General features: G+C 62.4%; 2 protein-coding genes. Both read right to left on the bottom strand.

The features are described 5' to 3' along the window. Window positions 1–15: 15 nt before the first annotated feature. Window positions 16–11,778, bottom strand: coding sequence for a non-ribosomal peptide synthetase (locus tag J2Y56_RS12845; protein ID WP_310350537.1), 11,763 nt, complete (start codon window positions 11,776–11,778; stop codon window positions 16–18). Continuing rightward, on the bottom strand, window positions 11,778–22,745 hold the full coding sequence (locus J2Y56_RS12840; protein ID WP_310350536.1) for a non-ribosomal peptide synthetase: 10,968 nt from the start codon (window positions 22,743–22,745) through the stop codon (window positions 11,778–11,780). Before J2Y56_RS12840 ends, J2Y56_RS12845 begins: the two co-directional genes overlap by 1 nt. Window positions 22,746–22,787: the final 42 nt, after the last annotated feature.

Genomic DNA, 22,787 nt, shown 5'->3' with positions numbered 1-22,787 from the left:
CCGTGGCGCTCCCGTTTAAGCGATGGCCAAACGGCGCTCCAGCAGATCTTCAAGCTCATCCAGCAACTCGTCACCGCGCAGCAGTTCGTAGTGCCCGCCCGCCAGCAAACGATCTACGCCGTGACGGCCGACCTGTGTTTCAAACACCCGGCGTTCATCGTCGCGCCCGGCCACCCACCAGCGATGCGCCGTGGCCTGAATCGCCGGCAGTTGTCGATGAGCCAGTGCCAGTTGCTTGAGGCGTGAACCGGAGGCGAAGATCTGCGTCAGCTCCCCCGCCCCCAACGCGGCATGCCCGTTGGAACCGTGCATGGCCGCCTCGATTACTGCGGTGGAGCCATCGCGCTCGTTCAAATCAGTCGCTTTCAGGGCGATCAACGCGTGAGCCTCATCGGCAGGCAACCCGAGCACAAATCTCAGGAAGTCGCCCAAATCTTCGCGCCAGTCCCCCGCTTCTGCGGTGCCCGCCACGTAACTGTCGACCAGCCCGGCAAACGCAACGGTTTCACCCTGGAATTCCAGTTCGTGAGCGACCAGTTGCGTCAGCGCTCCGCCCAACGACCAGCCCAGCAAGTAATACGGTCCATTCGCTTGCTGATGGCGGATCCGCTGCGCATAGGCTTGCGCCATGGCCACCAGCGACTCGTCCTGCCACTGCGGATCAAGCAACATGCGGCATTGCACGCCGTACACCGTGCGCCGGCCTTCCAGTCGCCGCGCCAGCGGTTCGTAGTCGAACACCGTACCGAAACCGGCGTGCAGGCAGAATAGCGCCGGCACATTCGGGATTCGCGCGTTCAGTGCCAGCAACGGCTCCGGCGCAGACACCGGTTCAGCCACCTGATAACCACTGAGTTCGGCAATGCAGGGTTTCTGCATCAAATCCCGCAGCTTCAATTCAAAGCCCGATTGCGGCTGGCTGCGTACCCGCGAGATGACTTTGAGCACCTGCAACGAGTCGCCACCCAGTTCAAAGAAATTGTCGTCGATGCCCACCTGCGGTACGCCGAGCACCTCTTGCCAGATCACGGTCAGCGCCGTTTCCAGTGCGTTGCGCGGCGCGCGATATCCACCGAGCGCCCACTCAGGCGAAGGCAGTGCGCGACGGTCGAGCTTGCCGTTGGCCGATAGCGGGAAACGCTCCAGCACCATGATCCGCGCCGGCACCATGTATTCCGGCAGTTGCGCTTGCAGTTCAGACTTCAAGCGACGATCCAGCCCGACAGCGCTGGCCGCCACCACATAACCGACCAATTGCTTGCCGGTCGGTGTCTCATGGACCACCACGGCGGCGTCCTGCACAGCCGCGCACTCACGCAAACGCGCTTCGATTTCGCCCAATTCGATACGGAAACCACGGATTTTCACCTGTTGGTCAAGCCGCCCGAGATAGTCGATCAACCCGCACTCGCGCTGGCGCACCAGATCGCCGGTGCGGTACATGCGGCCACCGGCCTCGAACGGATCAGGGATGAAGCGCTCGGCGCTCATGTCGGGACGCTGGTGGTAACCCCGCGCCAGACATTCACCACCCAGGTACAACTCACCGCTGACTCCGACCGGCAAGGGATTGAGGTCGGCATCCAGCACATACACCCCACGCCCGGCCACGCCTAGACCAATCGGCGCATAGGCCGCCTCGCAGGTTTCGCTGGCCTCGGCACGCCACAACAGCGGCGTGACCACGGTTTCGGTCGGGCCGTAACCATTGACCAGACGCTGCGGACGCAAGGTGCGCTTGACCTGTTCGAAACTCGCGTCCGGCACCGCGTCACCGCCAAAGCAATACACCTCGACCGCCGGCGGATTACCCATACGCTCGGCCACTTCGGCCATCTGTTGCAGGTACGCCGGCGGAAAGCAGGCCACGGTGATGGCATGACGATGGAGCATCTCCAAGGTGTGTTCCGGGGTCCACAAACTGTCCCCGCGGATCACCAGACTGCCGCCGGCCAACAGCACACTCAGCCAGCGCTCCTGAGCGCCGTCGAAGGCAAACGACATAAAGTGAAGCTCGCGACTGCGTGGAGCCAGTTCGTAGAGGTCAATAATGCCTCGGCAATGCCGGGCAATCGGCCCGCGTTCCACGGCCACGCCTTTCGGTTGGCCGGTGGAGCCGGAGGTGTAAATCAGGTACGCCAGATGCCCTGGCAACGGGGTGGAAACCGGGCACGCGTACTTATCGGCAAAGCTCAACTGATCGAGCAGCAGGCGTGGCGGGTGATCAGCCAGGGTCAACCGCTCGCCGAGATCGCTGTCGCAAAGCAGCAGGCTGGCGCTCGAATCGCTCAACATGTAGGCCAGTCGCTCGGCCGGGTACGCCAGGTCCAAAGGCAAGAAAGCCGCCCCTGCTTTCAGCACCGCGAGGAACGCGACAATCGTGCGTTCGGAACGCGGCAGCGCCACGGCTACCAGACTTTCCGGGCCGATGCCGCGAGCGATCAATTGCAGTGCCAGTCCATTAGCCAACGCCTCAAGTTCGGCGTAGCTGACTTCGCGATCCTCACAGAACAAGGCGATTTTCTGCGGCTGCGTGAGTACATGCTGATTAAAGGCGTGCAGCAAGTCGGCGCTGTCGGCCGGCGCTTGCGCCAGGCTGATGCGCGACTCAGGCAGGCCAATATTGCCGAGCAGACACGTCGCGTCCTCCGGTAACGCACGCAACAACCCTTCGAGCTGCGCACGAATTCGTTCTACTTCTACCTCATTGAAGCGATCCCGCAGGAACAGATACTCGACTTCCAGGCCTTCTTCGTTGGCACTGACCATCAAGTCCATCGGGAAGTTGGTGACCCCGCCGCTGCCGACTTCGGCAAAGCGCAACTCGCCCTCTTCGCCACCGCGCAACGCACGGTCCACCGGATGGTTTTCGAACACGATGATGCTGTCGAACAAGCCCTGGCCACCCTGCCCGGCCCACCGCTGAATGTCCGACAACGGCGTGTGCTCGTAGTCGCGGACCATCAGGTTGTAATCCTGCAACTCGCGCAACCACTCGCCCAACGGCTGTTGCGGGTCAAGGGTCTGGATCACCGGCAAGGTGTTGATGAACAGGCCGAGCATGTCCTGTGCCCCTGCAAGTCCCGTCGGGCGCCCCGCTACCGTGGCACCGAATGCGACACTGCGTTGACCGCTGTGGCGTTGCAGCAACAGCAGCCACGCGCCTTGCACCAGCGTGTTCAGGGTCACGCGTTGACGCTTGGCGAAGGTGTGAAGTTTGCGTGTCGCATCGGCGTCGAGGTTGCTGTACATCACGCCGTGGCCGGAGCCTGCGGCACCCGAGGCCTTGGCCAGAATGGTCGGTTCTTCGAGCAACGCCAGGCGCTCGCGCCAGAAGCCTTCGGCCTGTGCCCCGTCCTGACATTGCAGCCAGGCGATGTAATCGGCGTAGCGACCGGTCAGGGTCGGCAACGTGTCGTTGTGGTACAGGCGCAGCATATCGGCCAACAACCGCGAAGCACTCCAGCCGTCCAGCAACAAGTGATGGTAAATCCAGATCATTTGGTGGCGATCATCACCGAGGCGAACCAGGATAAAGCGCATCAGCGGCGGGCAGCTCAGGTCGAAACCCTTGGCTTGTTCCGCTGCTGCCAGTTCGCTCAGTGCCTGTTCGGTGTCAGACCGCTCACGCCAGTCAAGCTCTTCGATCGGCAACTCGACGTCGGCGAACACCGCTTGCAGCGGGTCGGCCAACCCATCGCGCCAGCGGAACGCGGCGCGCAGCACTTCGTGACGCTCAACCAACGCCTGCCAGGCCGCACGGAAACGCGGCACCTGCAAACCGTCCACCGCCACGCTCAACTGGTTGACGTAGGGGTTGAGTTCCGGCGAATCGAGGCAATGGAACAGCATGCCCTGCTGCATCGGCGATAGCGGATACAAGTCTTGCAGACCTTCACGGGCGGCGAGGTCGATGTGTGGCACCAACGAGAAAGCGTCGACTTTCGGCGCCTCAACCAACGCTGCATCACGACTGCCAGCCACGGCGGCGAGTGCACGGATCGTCTGCTGCTCGAACAATTGCTTGGGACTGAACACCAACCCGCGCTGGCCGGCGCGGCTCACCGCTTGCAGCGAGATAATCGAATCACCGCCCAGTTCAAAGTAGTTTTCGGTGACACCCACCGAGTCCAGCCCCAGCAGCTCTTGCCAAATCTCCACCAGTAACGCTTCGGCGGGTGACGCGGCGGTCACGTGATCGTGGTGTGGTCGAGTGGCTTCCGGGGCTGGCAGCCCTTGACGATCAAGCTTGCCGTTCGGCGTCAGTGGCAATGCCGCCAGGCACATCAAATGCGCCGGCAGCATGTGCGCCGGCAAGCGGCTGCGTAGATGAACCGTCAGCTTTTCACGCAACGCCTGCTCATCGGCGAGCGGATCGCGCGGCACCACGTAACCGGCCAATTGGCGACTGACCGGGCCCTCGCGGTCGATCACGAAGGCTTCACGCACGCCTTCGTGTTCGAGCAGGCAGGCTTCGATTTCGCCGAGCTCAATCCGGAACCCGCGAATCTTCACTTGCTGATCGATCCGCCCGAGGTATTCAACCACACCGTCGACACGGAACCGTGCGAGGTCGCCACTGCGATACAAACGTGCGCCCGGTACAAACGGATCCGGCACGAAGCGCTCCGCCGTCAAATCGGGACGCTGATGGTAACCCCGCGCGACGCCCTCGCCGCCCAGGTACAACTCACCCGCCACACCCACCGGTAGCGGCTGCAAGCCACCGTCCAGAATATAGGCGCTGCGATTGCCCACCGGCCGGCCAATCGGCATGAACGCCGAATCGAATTCAGTATCCGGATAGGCCAGCCAGATCAGCGGCGTGATCACTGTCTCGGTCGGGCCATAGCCATTGATCAGGCGCTTGGGTTGCAGCACCTGCTGGACTTCGTCGAACGCATGTTTGGCCATGCCTTCGCCGCATGGGGTATAGGAACGGATCGGCAGATCACGCCCCGCTTCGCCCATGAAATCGGCGATCTGGCCAAGATAACTCGGGGTGAAGCAGGCGATGGTGATGCCGTGTTTTTCGATTTCCGCGCAGGTGCGCTCAACGCTCCACAACTCATCGTCGCGCGGCATCACCGCCGACCCGAACACCAGCGGCGTCAACCAGCGCTCGTGGGCGCCGTCGAAGCTGATCGAGGAAAATTGCAGCTCGCGGTCGTCCGGGGTCATGCCGTACAACTCGCCGATCGACAGACAATGCATGGCCAGCGGACCGTGAGTGACGCTCACGCCTTTAGGCCGCCCGGTGGAGCCTGAGGTGTAAATCAGGTACGCGAGGTTTTCACTGCAAGTCAGGTTGATCGGGTTGGTTTCAGCCGTCGGCGCCAGCGGTTCGAGGTCGACTTCGAGCACCGGCAATCCTTGCGGCAACGGCAGTTTTTCCCGCAGCCACGATTGGCTGATCAGCAGCGAAATGCCGCTGTCTTCCATCAGGTAGCGCAGACGTTCGGCCGGGTACGCCGGGTCCAGCGGTACGTAAGCGCCGCCGGCCTTGAGAACCGCCAACAGCCCGATGATCATTTCCGGCGAGCGCTGCATGGCCAGGCCGACTCGCACTTCCGGGCCGATGCCCAGTGCGCGCAGGCGGTGGGCCAGTTGATTGGCGCGACGATTGAGTTGGTCGAAGCTCAATTGCAGGTCATTGAAGATCAGTGCCGTGGCATCCGGGCGGACAACAGCCTGGGCTTCGATCAACTGATGTACGCATAGCGGGTTTTGCGTTGCGGTGAACGGCGGGTTCCACTCCAGCAACTGTTGCGCACGCTCCGGCGCGGTCAGCAAGTCCAGCTCACTCAATGCCGCATTGGGCGCGGCGACCATCGCCGCCAGCAGCGCGGCCAGATGCTCGCTCATGCGTACCATCGCGTCGCTGCTGAAGTGGCTGCACTGGTAGCTCCAGTTAAGGCTGAGCTGGCTTTCGGCGGTGGCCGCCAAGGTCAACGGGAAGTTGGTGCGTTCGTGGTTGTGCGGGATGGAGAAGCTCAAACCGGCTGGCGCACCTTGTTGCAGTGCCTCGGCGACCGGGAAGTTTTCGAACACCAGCAGGCTGTCGAACAACGACTCGCCTGCGCGTCCGGCCCAGCGTTGAATGTCACCCAACGCGGTGAATTCATGTTCCCGCAATTCGAGGTTCTGCGCCTGCAAACGGCTCAGCCAGTGGCCGACGCTTTCAACCGCGTCCGGCGTGCTGATCACCGGCAAGGTATTGATGAACAGCCCGAGCTGGCTTTCGGCGCCTGGCAAGTCCACTGGCCGGCCGGCCACGGTCGCGCCGAACGCGACGCTGCGTTGGCCGCTGTAGCGCTGCAACAGCAGCGCCCACGCACCTTGCACCAAGGTGTTGAGCGTGACTTTTTGCTGGCGGGCGAAATCGCTGAAGCGTTGGCTGGTGGCGACGTCGAAAGTCTGGCGATGATCGGCAAACGCTGTCGTCGACAGGTTGTTACGGTCGCCATGGGCCAGGCTCTGCGCCAACAACGTCGGGTTGTCGAGGGTCGACAGTTGCTCGCGCCAGAACAGTTCATCCGCCTGCGCATCCTGACGTTGCAGCCAGCCAATGTAATCGGCAAAACGCCCGGTTGGCGCCGGTACTGCCTGCCCTGCATACCGCTGCAACACTTCGCTCAGCAGCAGCGAATTACTCCAGCCATCCAGTAACAGGTGATGGTGTGTGTAGATCAGTTGCTGGCGTTCATCGTCGAGTCGCACCAGAGTCAAGCGCATCAATGGCGCCCGAAGCGGATCGAGTTGCAGGCGTTCACTGTCGATCAACTGTGCGAGTGCTTCGACCTGATCGCTGCGACCGCGCCAGTCGAGGCAGGTCATCGGCAATTGCAAATGACGATGGACCAGTTGCACCGGCGCTTCGAAGCCATCGGGAAAGTGAAAACTGCTGCGCAGGATCGGATGGGTGTCGAGCACCGCCTGCCAGGCGCGGCCCAGTCGTTCGGCATCGAGGCCACGGGCTTCGACGTTCAGCTGGTTCACGTACGCGCCAGACGCTGACTCATACAAGCTGTGGAACAACAAACCGGCCTGCATCGGCGACAGCGGATAGACGTCTTCGATCTGCGCCGGCGGCACCGGCAGGCCATCGAGTTGTGCCTGAGTCAGGCGCGCCAACGGGAAGTCCGCCGGGGTCACGCCGCCCGCGCCATCGCTCAGGCAATGGGCGATCAACGCCAGCAATTCGCGCTGGTAATCCGCGGCCAGCGCTTCGATCTCGCGCTGAGCAAAGCACTCGCGGCTGAAGGTCCAGTCGAGTTTCAGCTCACCGCCATAGATCTGACCGTCCACCGACAGCCAGTTCGGCAACGGGGCCTGCGCCGATTGCGCGGCTCCGCTGGATTCGCGCGCCGGGGTAAACAACGCGTCCTCGGCGAAACTCTGGTCGAACTGGCCGAGGTAGTTGAACGTCACCCGCGCTTGCGGCAATGCAGCCAATGCGGCTTGGGTCGACGCATCGCCCATGTAGCGCAACAGGCCGTAACCCAGTCCTTTGCCGGGGATCTCGCGCAGTTGCTGCTTGATCGCCTTGATCGAACCAGCAAGGTCGGTGGTTGGCGTAAGGCAAACCGGGAACAGGCTGGAGAACCAGCCAACGGTGCGGGTCAGATCGATGTCGTCGAACAGTTCTTCGCGGCCATGGCCTTCGAGTTGAATCAGAGACGATTCGAGACCGGTCCAGCGGCTGAGGGTGCGGGCCAATGCAGTCAGCAGCAGATCGTTGACCTGTGTGCGGTAAATCGCTGGCGCTTGTTGCAACAATTTCCGGGTTTGTTCGCGGTCCAGGCCGATGCTGACGCCTTGGCGCAGATGCCCGGCCTGACTGGCCCCGACATTGGCCGCTGGTAGTGAATCATTCGCCACGCTGAGCTGCGCCTGCCACCAGCTCAGTTCGTCGGTGGCGGCTTCGGAGCGTGCATAGGCGTCGAGTTTTTCGGCCCAGGCCTGGAAAGCGCTGGTCTTGGGCGGCAGATCCTGCCCAAGGTAGGCAGCCTGCAAGTCTTCCAGCAATACCCGCCAGGACACACCATCCACCGCCAGGTGGTGAACCACCAACAGCAACCGCTGGGAGCCATCGGCCTGGGCAATCAATGCCACCCGCAGCAACGGCCCGTCTTGCAGGCTGAGGCTACGTTGCGCTTCGTCGCACACCGATTCCAACGAGGCCTCGTTGGCGACGCGGGCGGTCCAGAGCATGTCGATCACGTCAGCGCTGTCAGCCCCGACATAACGTGCCGACCATTGACCATCGACCTGACTGAAGCGCAACCGCAGCGCATCGTGCTGCTTGAGCAGGCGTTGCAGTGCAGCTTGCAGGCGCGGTAATTCGAGGGTTTCGCGCGGCGTCAGCAGCACGGCCTGGTTCCAGTGCGCGCGTTGCGGGATTGGTTCGTCGAAGAACCAGCGCTGGATCGGCGTGAGTGTTTGCACGCCTTCCACCGGCCCTTGTTGCGCCTGTGGTGCCGCTTGTTCTTTGACCACTGCCGCGAGGGCTTGCAGGGTCTGCTGCTGGAACAGGTCTCGGGGTTGCAGGCTCAGACCGGCGCGACGCGCGCGACTGACCACCTGAATCGAGATGATTGAGTCGCCGCCCAGTTCAAAGAAGTTGTCCTGACGCCCGACCGGTTCCACGCCCAGCACGTCTTGCCAGATCTTTGCCAGAACCTGTTCGTGTTCGCTGCGCGGCGGTTCGAAGGCGCGTTGGCTGATCTGCGCGGTCGGTGCTGGCAGGCGTTTTCGGTCGAGTTTGCCGTTGGGGCTGAGCGGCATTTGTTCGACCAGCACGGTCTGCACCGGCACCATGTAATCCGGCAGGCTGGCGAGCAGATGGCTTTTCAGGTTTTCGCGCCACGTGTTTTGCTGTTCGTTATCGGCGCCCACTAATGCGCGATCCTGCGGCACGACGTACGCAACCAGTTGCTTGCCGCTTGGGCCGTCGAGGGCCAGCACCACGGCTTCCTGCACGTCGGCATGTTCTTGCAGGCGCGCTTCGATTTCCCCCAGTTCGATGCGCAAGCCGCGAATCTTCACCTGGTGGTCGATACGCCCGCAGTAATCAATTGCACCGTCGGCGCGATAACGCGCCAAGTCACCGGTGCGGTACAAACGCTCGCCGCTACCAAACGGATCGACCACGAAACGCTCGGCGGTCAGCGCACCCCGTAGGTGATACCCGCGCGCCAGACCGACGCCACCGAGGTACAACTCGCCCACCGCACCCAGCGGCAACGGTTGCAGTTCGCTGTCGAGGATGCAGGTGCGCAGGTTGGCAATCGGACGGCCAATCGGCACGCTGTCGCGGCCCTCTTCCACGCAGGTCCAGTGCGTCACGTCGATGGCCGCTTCCGTCGGGCCATAGAGGTTGTAGAGGTTGGCTTGCGGCAAACTGCGCAGGGCTTGGCGTTGCAGCTCCATCGACAGCGCTTCACCGCTGCAAATGATCCGTTGCAGCGAGGTGCAGGCCAGCGCCTCGTCGGCAGCGATAAACGCCGAAAGCATCGACGGCACGAAGTGCAGCGTGGTGACTGCCTGTTCGACGATCAACCCGGCGAGGCGTTGTGGATCGCGATGTTCACCCGGTGAGGCGATCACCAGCGTGGCGCCCTTCATCAGCGGCCAGAAAAACTCCCACACAGACACGTCGAAACTGAACGGGGTTTTTTGCAACACGCGGTCCGAGGGCAGCAAGTTGTAAGCTTGCTGCATCCATTCCAGACGATTGTGCAGCGCCACATGGCGGTTGCCCGCGCCCTTGGGTTTGCCGGTGGAACCGGAGGTGTAAATCACGTAGGCGAGGTTTTCGCCGACGGCAAGGTTCGGTAGATCGTTGCCCGGCAGTTCGCTCAGCCAATCGGCCTCGGCGCGCAGGCACAAGGTCCGCACGTTATCGGGCGTCGGCAATTGCGCCAGCAAATGTTCCTGGGTCAACAACAGCGAAATGCCGCTGTCTTCGATCATGTAACTCAACCGATCCAGCGGGTATTCCGGGTCCAGCGGCACATAAGCGCCGCCCGCCTTGAGAATCGCCAGCAGGCCGACGACCATTTCAAACGAACGGTCGCAGGCAATCCCCACCAGCACTTCCGGGCCGACGCCCTGAGTGCGCAAGTGATGGGCCAAACGGTTGGCGCACCGGTTCAATTGGGCGTAACTCATGGCCTGGTCCTTAAATACCAGCGCCGTCGCCTCCCCGTTTTCGACTACGCGTTCTTCGAAATGCCGCTGCACGCACACTTCACCCGGATAGGTCTGAGCGGTGGCGTTGAGGTCATCGAGAATGCGCAGGCGCTCGTCGGCGTCCAGTAGCGGTAACTCGGCGAGCGGGCATTGCGGATTCGCCAGCACGCCGACCAACAGGTTGCGCCAATGACGGGCCAAATCCTCGATACGCTCGGCGTCGAACAAATCGGTGGCATACGTCAGGCTGGCGAACAATTTGTCGCCCTCCTCCTGCGTATCCAGTTGCAGGTCGAATTGCGTGGTGTGCGCCGTGGCGTTCAGCGCTTCTACGCGCAGGCCGGCGAGCAAGCCGCTGACCGCCGCCGGTTTGGCTTGCTGGTGGTTGAACATCACCTGGAACAGCGGGCTGTGGCTCAGGCTGCGTTCACCTTGCAGCGCCTGCACCAGCCGCTCGAACGGTAAGTCCTGATAATCCTGGGCATCCAGCGACGCGGTACGGGTCTGGTCGAGTAATTGGCTGAATGGCAGACGTCCATCCAGTTCCGCACGCATGACCTGGGTGTTGACGAAGAAGCCGATCAGGCCCCGGGTTTCAGTGCGGTTGCGGTTGGCGATCGGCACGCCAACGCGCACGTCGGACTGACCACTGTAGCGATAGATCAACGCCTGGAAGCTTGCCAGCAACAGCATGAACGGCGTGACGCCGCGTTGTTTGGCCAAGTTCATCAACCCGCTGGCCAGGTTCGCATCGAGGGCGAGATCCAGGCGCGCACCGCGCTGGCTCGGTTGCGCCGGACGTGGGCGGTCGGTGGGCAATTCCAGCAGCGGTTGTTCGCTGCCCAGACGCTCGCGCCACCAGTTGAGCTGACGATCCAGTTCGCCCGCTTCCATCCAGCGGCGTTGCCACAGGGCGTAATCGCAATACTGGATTGGCAGCGGTTCCAGTGCCGCATTCTGCCCTTGGCAATGCGCGGCGTAGAGCCGGGAGAATTCCTCCACCAGCACTCCCATCGACCAGCCATCGGTGACGATGTGATGCAACGTCAACAACAGCACATGATCTTCGTCGTCCAGTTGCAAAAGACTGACTCGCAACAGCGGACCGTGTTGTAGATCGAACGGCCGCGCAATCTCCTGTTCGACGCTTTTCATTGCGAAATCCAGGCGATTTTCCTGAGGTTCGCCGCGCATGTCGATTGTCTCAATCGGCAGCGAGGTGAACTCGGCCAGCGTCTGCACCACCTGACCGTCATCCTCGACGAACCGGCTGCGCAGGCTCAGATGCCGCTCCAGCAACACGTCAAAGCTCTGCTGCAACGCCGCGACATTCAACGGCCCGTGCAAGCGCAACGCCGCCGGAATGTTGTACGCCGAACTCTGCGGATCAAGCTGCCAGAGGAACCATTGGCGCTGCTGCGCGTACGACAGTTCGAAGCTATTTTGCGGTTCTCTGGCCGGCGGAATCGGCAGTTGGCCGAAGCTCACGCCCTGCTCCTGCATACGGCTCAGAAACTCACGGCGTTTGTCGGCAGGCAGGCCGGCGAAGCGGCTGGCGATGCGCTGGGCAGTGGTGTGTTCCATCAGTTGATCTCCATCTCGTCGAGAAGCGACTCAAGCGCATCCAGACGTGCATCGTGGTCAGCCGGAGCGTGTTGCCCGGCCATGGCGGCATAAGCCTGCAGGTCGGTGGATTCGAACAGCGCACGCAGCGGCAGCTCGATGCCCAGCTCCAGTTCCACACGGGCACTGGCCTGGGCGGCGAGCAGCGAGTGCCCGCCCAATTCAAAGAAGTTATCGCGCCGGCCGATCTGCGCCACGCCCAGCACCTCGGCCCAGATCGCCGCCAGTTGCGGTTCGAGGTCGCCTTCGGGGGCTTCGAACGGACGTTGCCAGTCCTCGGCATCTGGCACTGACAAGGCCTTGCGGTCGAGCTTGCCGTTGCCGGTCAGTGGCAAGGCATCGAGCAGCAGCCAGTGGCTCGGCACCATGTAGTCCGGCAGATCGACCTTGAGCGCAGTGCGCAGGTGATCACGCCAGGCGATCGGGTCATGCGGGGTGTGCTCGGCCACGACGTAGGCGCACAACTGCGGTCCGCCGTCGCCGTTGTGAACGTTTAATACCGCTTGGCGCACGCCCGGCTGGGCCAGCAGCGCGGCCTCGATTTCGCCGAGTTCGATGCGGAACCCGCGAATCTTCACTTGCTGGTCGATGCGCCCGAGGTAATCGATGCTGCCGTCGCCACGCTGGCGCGCCAGATCGCCGCTGCGATACAGGCGTTGAGAAGCCTCGAACGGGCTCGGCACAAAACGCTCGGCGGTCAGGCCGAAACGCCCGTGATAACCACGCGCCAGACCGGCGCCGGCAATGTACAACTCACCCGCCACACCCACCGGCACCGGCTGCAACTGGCTGTCGAGCAAGTACCAGCGCAGGTCGCGGATCGGCAGGCCAATCGGGCTCTGGGCCTTGCCGTCGAGGTCGGTCAGACGAATCGCGCGGTAGGTCACGTGCACCGTGGTTTCGGTAATGCCGTACATGTTGACCAGGGTTGGCTGCTGATCGCCGAAGCGTTCGAACCAAGGGCGCAGGCTGGCGACTTCCAGCGCTTCACCGCCGAAAATCACCTGACGCAGCGCCAGGCTTCGTTCGCTGGCGCAAGCCACCGGCAACAGCTGGCGGAAAGCACTCGGGGTCTGGTTCAACACCGTCACGCCCTCATCGCAGAGCAAACGGTGAAACGCTTGCGGCTCGCGGCTGATGTCATATGGCACGATCACCAGACGCCCGCCGGTGCACAGCGAACCAAACAGCTCCCACACCGAGAAGTCGAAGGCATAGGAATGGAACAGCGTCCAGACATCGTCAGGGCCGAAGTTGAACTCGTCCGCGGTGGCTGTCAGCAGGCGCCCGACGTTGGCATGGCTGAGCAATGCACCTTTCGGCCGGCCGGTAGAGCCGGAGGTGTAAATCACATAGGCCAGGTTGTCCGGGGTCGCAAGCGCAGGCAGGTTTTCATCGCTGCAGGCCTCCAGCTCCAACGATTCGAGGCTCAATACCTGCACGCCATCGCGAGCCGACAAACCGTCAATCAAATGCTGTTGAGTCAGCAGCAGTGTGATGCCGCTGTCCTCGATCATGTAGCTCAGACGCTCGGCCGGGTATTGCGGGTCGAGCGGCACATAAGCCCCGCCTGCCTTGAGAATCGCCAGCAAGCCCACCACCAGCGGCATCGCCCGCTCGGTGGCGATGCCGACACGGACCTCGGGGCCGACGCCCTGCTTGCGCAGTTTGAGCGCCAGTCGGTTCGACTTTGCGTTGAGCGCGGCGTAGCTCAGTTGCTCACCCTCGTAGACCAGTGCTATTGCGTTCGGTCGTTGCGCAGCCTGAGCTTCGAATAATTGGTGCAAGGTCGGCGACGATGGTTGCGCCTCGAATACCGGGTTCCAGTGCTGGACCAACGCCTCGTATTGCGGAGCTTGCAGCAACGGCAGTTCGGCAACGCGTTGCTGTGGGTCGTTGACCACCGCACGCAGCAGATTGAGCCACTGCTCGGCGAGACGCTGCATCGACGCCTCGTCGTACACCTGCGTGGCGTAAGTCAGGCTGGCATCCAGCGCTTCGTCGTGCTCCTGAGTATCGAGTACCAGATCGAATTGCGTCGTGTGTTGCTGCCAGTGCAGACGCTCGACCTGCAAGTCGGCCACCTTACGTTCGACGCGCGACCCCATTTGCTGCTGATGGTTGTAGAGCACTTGGAACAACGGGCTGTGATTGAGGCTGCGGTCCGGTTGCAAGGCGTCGACCAATTGCTCGAACGGCACGTCCTGGTTGGCCTGCGCGCCCAATGCAACCTGTTTGACCTGTTGCAGCAACGCACTGAATGGCTGCTGCCCGTCGATCTCGGCACGCAGCACCTGGGTGTTGATGAAGAAGCCGATCAGGCCTTCGGTTTCGAGGCGCGAACGTCCCGCGCTCGGTACACCAACGCTGATGCTCGACTGCCCGCTCTGGCGATGCAGCAAGGTCTGGAAACTCGCCAGCAGCAGCATGAACAGCGTGACTTGCTGCTCCTGGGCACGGTGACGCAAACCGGCGAGCAACTCGCGATCAACATTGAGCATCAGGCTGGCTCCGCGCTCGCTGCGTCGGGCGGGGCGGGTCAGTTCACTGGGCAATTGCAGCGGTGTCTGGCTGCCGGCCAGTTGCTCGCTCCACCACCCCAGTTGCCGCGCGCCCTCGCCGGCCTCCAGCCAGTCGCGCTGCCAGCGGGCGTAGTCGCTGTAGTTCACCGGCAGGCTGTTCAGGTTGGCAGCGTTGCCGTCGACGGCGGCCTGATACAACGCACTGAACTCATCAACCATGACCTGCATCGACCAGCCATCGGCGGCGATGTGGTGCACGGTCAGCACCAGCACGTGTTCGTCGGTGTTCACTTGCAGCAGCAACACGCGCCACAGCGGACCGTTACGCAAGTCGAATGGCCGGGCGATTTCTTCCGCCACCGCGCTGTCGACCGACAATTGATCGAGCGTGCGCTGTTCCAGTTGCAGCGCCAGCGTGTCATGCAGCGCCGGACGGGCCTGCTGACCATCCTGTTCGAATGTCGTGCGCAGTGTTTGGTGACGGGCCTGCAATTGAGCGAAGGCTTCGCGCAAGGCACCGAGGTTGAGCGAGCCCTTGAGGCGCAGCGCGGCGGGAATGTTGTAGGCCGGGCTTTGCGGGTCCAGCTGCCAGAGAATCCATTGGCGCTGCTGGGCGTACGACAGCATCGGCGGTTGATCGACAGGCGCAGGTTGCAGGATCGGTTGGCCGCTGACGCTAGCCAGCGCCGCACGCTCGGCAAATTCCGCCAGAGTCGCCGCCGAGAACAGGCTGTTCACCGACAGTTCGAGGTGCAAGTGCTGACGCACCCGCGAGATCACCTGAAGCACCAGCAACGAGTGACCGCCCAGTTCGAAGAAGTTGTCGTTGCGCCCTACTCGCTCGACCTGCAACACGTCCTGCCAAATCAGCGCCAGTTGCGTTTCCAGCCCTTGGACCGGGGCTACAAAATCACGTTGTGCGTCGCTGGTTTCAACGCGGGGCAAGGCCCTGCGATCCAGTTTGCCATTATTGTTGAGCGGCAGTCTGGCCAGCAGGATCAGGTGGCTTGGCACCATGTATTCCGGCAATGACTGACGCAGAACAGCCTTGAGGCCTTCCAGATAGTCAGCTTCAGAAACCACCGCATCGCTGACTACGATGTACGCCACCAGCCGCGTGCCGTCCTGAGCGATGACCGCCGCTTCGCGCACGTCCTCGCAGGCTTGCAGACACGCTTCGATCTCGCCCATTTCAATGCGCAAACCGCGAATCTTCACTTGTTGATCGATACGGCCGACGTATTCCAGATGTCCGGCAGCGTTGTAGCGCGCCAGATCGCCACTGCGGTACAGCCGCGCACCCGGCTCACGGGCGAACGGGTCCGGCAGGAAGCGTTCGGCGGTCAGCGCCGGACGATCGAAGTAGCTTTGCGCGAGGCAGGCCGGTGCACCGATGCACAGCTCGCCAACGCCACCGTTGGGCAGCAATTGGCCGGACGCGTCCAGCACATACAACGCACGACCGGCAATGGCACGACCAATCGGGATGCCAAATGCGTCACTGGCATCGTCGAGTCGGCATTCATGCACGCTGGACACCACGGTCGCTTCGGTCGGACCGTAAGTGTTAAGCAGTCGCACGTGGCTCAATCCGGCCTGATGCCACAAGCGCAAACCTTCGACCGACATCGCTTCGCCGCCGACATGCACCTGACGCAAATTACCGAGATTGCGCACCACACCGCTCGCGCACTCGCGGGCCAGCAGGTACCAGTAAGCGGCGGGCAAGTCCGCTACGGTCACGCCCTGCTCGACGATTTCAGAAGCCAGTCGCCCGGCATCCCACAACTCATCACCGCGCATGATCAACGCAGCGCCGACGCACAGCGCCGGGAAGCACTGTTCGACGAATCCGTCGAAACTGAAGGTTGCGAACTGCAACACACGGTCGGCCACCGACAGCATCGAATAGTCGGCGGCGCTCTGGCAGAACTCGCGCAACGCAGCATGGGCGATGGCCACGCCTTTGGGTTGGCCGGTGGAGCCGGAGGTGTAGATGACGTAGGCCAGGTCTTCGCCGACCGCGTTATTGGCCGGATTGCTGTCGGAGTAACCGGCGTTGTCGTCGAGGTTGAGACGACGCACGCCGGGCACATCTTCCAGCAGACCGGATTCGCACAGCAGCACGTCGAGCCGGCTGTCATCGATCATGTAGGCCAACCGTTCCGCTGGGTAGCTCGGGTCCAGCGGCACATACGCAGCGCCACTTTTCAGCACCGCCAGCAAGCTGACGATCAGTTGCGGGCCACGGTGCAGCGCCAGCCCGACGCGTTGGCCGGGGCCGGCGCCGTTTTCAATCAGGCGATGGGCCAGACGGTTAGCCTGTGTATTCAACTGCACGTAGCTGAGGGACTGACCGTCGACCTGCAACGCCAGCGCGTCAGGGGTGGCGACGGCCTGAGCGGCGATTTGCTCGTGGACCAATAAGGCTGTGGACAACTGAACCGGCGCCGTTTGGCAGATCGCAAGCAGCGCCTGTTTTCCATCGACATCGAGCAGTTCCAACGCGCCCAATGCTGCCTCCGGCTGTGCTACCAAACGCATCAACAAATGCTGCAGGTTGGCTGACAACTCAGCGACCTGCGCTGCACTGAACCGCGCCGTGTCGTAGCTGAATTCCAGGCTCAAGCTTTCGCCCAGTTCGATGCCCAACGTCAGCGGATAATGCGTGCGTTCGTGGTTGTGCAGGTTGCCGAACGACAGCCCGGCCGGTGCGCCCTGTTTCAGCGCCTCGGCCACCGGGAAGTTTTCGAACACCAACAGGCTGTCGAACAGCGCCGAACCCTGCTGTCCCGCCCACCCCTGAATGTCATAAAGCGGCACATGCTCGAACTCGCGCATGGCCAGATTCAGCCCTTGCAGTTCGCTCAGCCATTGGCTGATGGTGCAATCCGGCCTCATCACGCACACCAGTGGCAGCGTGTTGATGAACAATCCAAGTTGTTCTTCAATTCCCGGCAGCGGCGCCGAACGACCGGCGACGGTGGCACCGAACACCACGCAATCCTGACCGGTGTAGCGATGCAACAACACGCTCCACGCTGCTTGCAGGACGGTGTTGAGGGTGACTTTCTCTTGGCGAGCGAAATCGGCCAGACGCTGGGTTGCGCGGCAGTCCAGGGCAATGCGGTATTCCCCGCAGCCCTCGACACCCACCGGCGGGCGCAAGGCTTCGGCGAGCAACGTCGGTGCCTCCAGTGGTGCCAGCGCAGCTTTCCAGAACTGCTCGCCCGCAACAGCCGACTGCTGCTGCAACCAGCCCAGGTAATCACGGTATTGCCCGGTCGGCGCGGGCAGGGATTGCCCGGTGGCGTAATGCTGAATGACTTCGGCCAGCAACTGCGCGTTGCTCCAGCCGTCCATCAAAATGTGGTGGCTGGTGTAGATCAGGTGCCAATCGTGGGAACCGGTGCGGACGAGTTTCAAGCGGAACAGCGGCGCGCTGCCCAATTCGAAGCCTTGGGCGCGCTCGGCATCGGCCAGTGCGTCAGGGTCGCTCGCTTCCAGCACTTCAAGTGGCAACGGGACTTCGCGGACAATCGCCTGATGCGCGGTGTCGAGGCCTTGCCAGTGGAAGCTGCTGCGCAGGATGTCGTGGCGTTCCAGCGCGATCTGCCAGGCGTGGGCAAAGCGCTGCGGATCGAGGCCGTGAATGTCCAGGCATAACTGGCTGATGTAGGCACCGACTTCCGGTTCGTAGAGCGTGTGGAACAGCATGCCCTGCTGCATTGGCGACAGTGGATACACATCTTCAAGCGTCGCGACCGGCAATGCGTCGAGTTGCGCCTGACTGATGCGCGCCAACGGGAAGTCCGACGGCGTAGCGTGGGGCATTTCAACGGCACAGCCATGATCGATCAGCGCCTTGAGCTCCTGGGCGTAATCGTCTGCCAGGCGCTGGATAGTCACGGTGTCGAACATCTCGCGGCTGAAACCCCAGCTCAGCGACAACTCACCACCGTAGACCTGGCCTTCGACCATCAGCCAGTTGCCCAACGGCGCCGAAGGATCCTGCGCCACGCCGTTGCCTTCGGTGGACGGCACGAACATCGCGCCATCGTCGAACTGACGATCAAACTGCCCCAGATAGTTGAAGGTGATGCGCGGTTGCGGCAACGCGGCCAGTTCGTCACGAATCGCCGGGCTGCCCAGGTAACGCAGCGCGCCATAGCCGAGGCCCTTGTCCGGCACGCCACGCAGTTGTTCCTTGATGGTTTTGATCGATGTACCGAGATCGCTCGACGGCACCAGATTGACCGGGAACAGGCTGGTGAACCATCCCACGGTGCGGGTCAGATCGATGTCGTCGAACAGGTCTTCGCGGCCATGGCCTTCAAGCTGAATCAGCGCGCTGCCCTGCCCGCTCCAGCGGCACACTACGCGTGTCAGTGCGGTCAGCAGCAAGTCGTTGACTTGGGTGCGATAGGCCGCCGGGGCGTGTTGCAGCAATTTACGGGTGTGTTCGGCGTCGAGCTTGAGCTCGATTTTGTGTTCGAAGCGGTTTTCCAGCGCGCCACTGGGGCGCTCGCACGGCAGCGCATTCGGTGCGTTGTTCAGTTGGGTCAGCCAATAACCGAGGCTTTTCTCAATGGCTGGAACGTGCGCTTGCAGGCGTTCTACCCAACGCTGATACGTGCTGGTTTTCGCCAACGACATGCTGCCGTCGCTGTAGAACTGCTGAAGATCTTCCAGCAGCACCCGCCAGGAAACGCCGTCCACCGCCAGGTGATGAATCACCAGCAGCAGGCGTTGTGTACCGTCGGCCATGGCCACCAGCAGCGCACGCATTAGCGGCCCATTGTGCAGATCAAGACTGCGTTGGGCTTCGTCGCACAGGGCATTGAGTTCTTCGAGCGACCGGGCCTGACGCTGCCACAACACCGACTCCGTGGTCGGCGCGTCGTAGATCTGCTGCCAGCCTTCGACGGTCTGCTCATAGCGCAAGCGCAAACTGTCGTGATGGGTCAGCAAATGCTCGATGGCGCGGTCCAGCGTCTCGGCGTTCAACACCTCACGCGGCACCAGCAGCAACGACTGGTTCCAGTGTTGACGCTCAGGGATCGCTTGCTCGAAAAACCACTGCTGCACCGGCGCCAACGCCACCGCGCCCATTGCCGGGCCCTGGTCGATCAACGGCTGCTCGCCGCTGCGGGCCGCTTGAGCGAGGCTGCGGATGGTCTGGTGCTGGAACAGGTCTTTGGGGCTCAACACGATCCCGGCCTGACGCGCGCGGCTGACCACTTGCATGGACACGATGGAATCGCCGCCCAGTTCGAAGAAGTTGTCCTCCAGACCGACGTTGTCGATGGCCAGTACGTCTTGCCAGATCGCGGCGAGGGATTTTTCCAGAACGCTGCGCGGCGCGACGTGTTCGCGTTGTTGCTGCGAACCATCGACTGTAGGCAAGGCTTTGCGGTCGAGTTTGCCGTTGGGGGTCAGCGGCAGATGATCGAGGAACAACAGAAACGCGGGGACCATGTAGTCCGGCAGATGCTGGCGCAGCGCGGCTCTGAAGGTTTCACGCTGAGTCGTTTGAGCGTCGACATCGTCCAGTAACGCTGGATCGCTAGGCACAATGTAGGCGACCAATTGCTGGCCGTTGACGCCATCCTGCGCCAGCACCGCCAGTTCGCGAACGGCGTCCTGCTGCAACAGCCGCGCTTCGATTTCACCCAGTTCGATACGAAAGCCACGGACCTTGACCTGATGGTCGATGCGCCCGACGTATTGCAGTGCGCCGTCGGCCTGATAGCGAGTCAGGTCGCCGGTGCGGTACAGACGTTCGCCATTATCGGCGAAAGGGTTCGGCACATACTTTTCAGCAGTCATGCCTGGGCGTGCCAGGTAACCACGGGTGATGCCCGCGCCGCTCAGGTAAAGCTCGGCGCAAACGCCTTGCGGGACCGGTTGCAGCTCGGCATCCAGCAAATAACTGGCAGTGTGTTTGAGCGGTCGACCGATGTTCGCGCATCCGCCGGCCTCGCGACGGGTCCAGGTCGAATACGTGGTGTCTTCCGACGGGCCATACAGGTCGTAGACATGTTCGACGGTCGGCTGCTGATACAGCGCCTCCACCAGACTCTGCTTCAGCGGCTCGCCGGCCAGGTTGATGATGCGCACGCTTGGCGGAATCTGCCCGTCGCGTTGCAACGCATTGATCGCCGACGGCACTGTGTTGATCAGGCGCACCTGATCCCGCGCCGGCAGTTGCGGCAATTCCAGGGCGTTGCGGGCGATGATCACCGAGCCACCGTTGGCCAACGTGACGAAGAGTTCCCACACCGACAGGTCAAAGCACACCGAGGTCGAGGCCAGCACGCCTTGAATGTCTTCGCGGTTGTAGACCGATGCCGACCAGTCGATCAGCGCCAGCACATTGCGATGGGCGATGGCCACGCCTTTGGGTTTGCCGGTGGAGCCGGAGGTGTAGATGACGTAGGCGAGGTTGTCTGGCGTGACGCGGGTTTGCGGGGCATTTGCCGGGTATTCGGCCCATACCTTGTCGTCCAGCAACAACACTTGGGTATCGGCGGTCACTATCAGTGTCGCGGCGATGGATTGTTCAGTCAGCAATACCAAGGCGCGACTGTCTTCGAGCATGTAGGCGACGCGCTCGACCGGGTAATCCGGATCCAGCGGCACGTAGGCGCCACCGGCCTTGAGTACCGCGAGCAACGCCACCAGCAGGTTTTGCGAACGCTGCATCGCTACGCCGACGCGGACTTCCGGGCCGACGCCCATTTCGATCAGTTTGTGCGCCAGGCGATTGGCCTGGATGTCGAGTTCAGCGTAAGTCAGCCGCTGGGTGCCGAAGGTCACCGCCCATGTATTCGGACTGTCCGCGGCTTGTTGGCTGATCAGTTCATGAATGCACAGGTCTTGCGGGTAGTTTTCGTCAGCTCGGTTCCAGTCATGCACGATGCGCTGGTATTCCGCGCTTTCCAGCAGCGGCAAATCGCTGATGCGCTGCGTCGGATCGCTGACCATGCCTTGCAGCAGGCGGGTCCAGTGCTGCGCCATGCGCGTGATGGTGTCGGCGTCGAACAGGTCGTTGGCGTAGGTCAGCGCGGTGTGCAGCTTGCCGCCCTTTTCGTAGGTGTCGAGGGTAAGGTCGAACTGCGTGGTGCGCCCTTCCCACTCAATTGCTCCGAGTGTCAGGCCAGAGGCGGTGCTGACGGTGGCAATGTCCGCAACCTGCGGCTGGTGGTTGTACATCACCTGGAACAGCGGCGTGTGGCTGAGGCTGCGTTCCAGTTTCAGCGCCTCGACCAAGCGCTCGAACGGCAAGTCCTGATGGGCCTGGGCACCAAGGGCGGTTTCCTTGATGGCGCGCAGCAAGTCGTCGACGCGGGTCTGGCCGTCGAGTTGCGTGCGCAGCACCTGGGTGTTGACGAAGAAGCCGATCAGGCCTTCGATTTCGGCGCGGTTACGGTTAGCGATGGGCACGCCGACGCGGATGTCAGTCTGCCCTGTGTAACGATGCAGCAGCGCGTTGAAGGCGCCGAGCAACAGCATGAACAAGGTGATGTTGTGTTTCTGCGCGGTGGCGCGCAGTTGTTCGGCCAGTTGCGCATCGACGGCAAATTCGTAACGCGTGCCGCGATAGCTCGGAATTGCCGGGCGCGGGTGGTCAGTGGGCAGCTCCAGCACCGGGTGTTCGTCGCCCAATTGCGCTTTCCAGTAATCGAGTTGGCGTGCCTGCTCCCCCGCTTCCAGCCATCGTCGCTGCCACAGTGCATAGTCGCTGTATTGGATCGGCAATGGCGCGAGTAGCGGTTGGGCGCCCGCGTCGAACGCGTCGTAGCAACGGATGAATTCGTCGATCAGCACGTTCATCGACCAGCCATCGGACACGATGTGGTGCAGGGTCAGCAGCAACACGTGTTCCTGATCGGCGAGTTTGAGCAAGGTAACGCGTAGCAAAGGGCCGACTGAAAGATCGAATGGCAGCACCGACTGCTGCCCGGCTGCTTGTGCGACCGCGAGTTCGCGCTCTGGTGCCGGTAACGCGCTGAAATCCACATGATCGATCACCAGCGGCGCGCCGGCTGGTACTTGCAGCAACGTGTCGTCAGCTTGGCGCTGGAACACCGTGCGCAGGGTTTCGTGACGCTCGACGAGGCTGGCGAACGCCTGCTCCAGGGCGCGCAGATTCAGCCGCCCGCTCAGGCGCACCGCCCCCGGCAGGTTGTAGGCGCCGCTGTGCGGATCCAGTTGCCAAAGAAACCACATGCGTTGCTGGGCGTACGACAACGCCTGGCGATCCTCGGCTTCGACGCCGGCAGGAATGGGGAAACGGGCGAAATCAACGCCTTCCTTTTGCAAGGCCGCAAGGAACATCTGGCGCTTTTCCAGGGGCAACCCGATAAACCGGCGAGCAAGTTTCAAGGAGTCTTCAGCATTCATTTCTAAGCATCCGGATCAGTGGCGGGAAGCACAAAGGCACGT

It is taken from the genome of Pseudomonas sp. BE134 (assembly GCF_031456105.1).
Lineage (GTDB): Bacteria > Pseudomonadota > Gammaproteobacteria > Pseudomonadales > Pseudomonadaceae > Aquipseudomonas.
The sequence above is the reverse complement of the archived record's forward strand: the minus strand, read 5'-3'. Positions and strand labels throughout refer to the sequence as shown.

Excerpts from the sequence above, each read along its gene's own strand:
- J2Y56_RS12845 (WP_310350537.1), bottom strand. The coding sequence starts at position 11,778 with ATGGAACACACCACTGCCCAGCGCATCGCCAGCCGCTTCGCCGGCCTG.
- J2Y56_RS12840 (WP_310350536.1), bottom strand. The coding sequence starts at position 22,745 with ATGAATGCTGAAGACTCCTTGAAACTTGCTCGCCGGTTTATCGGGTTG.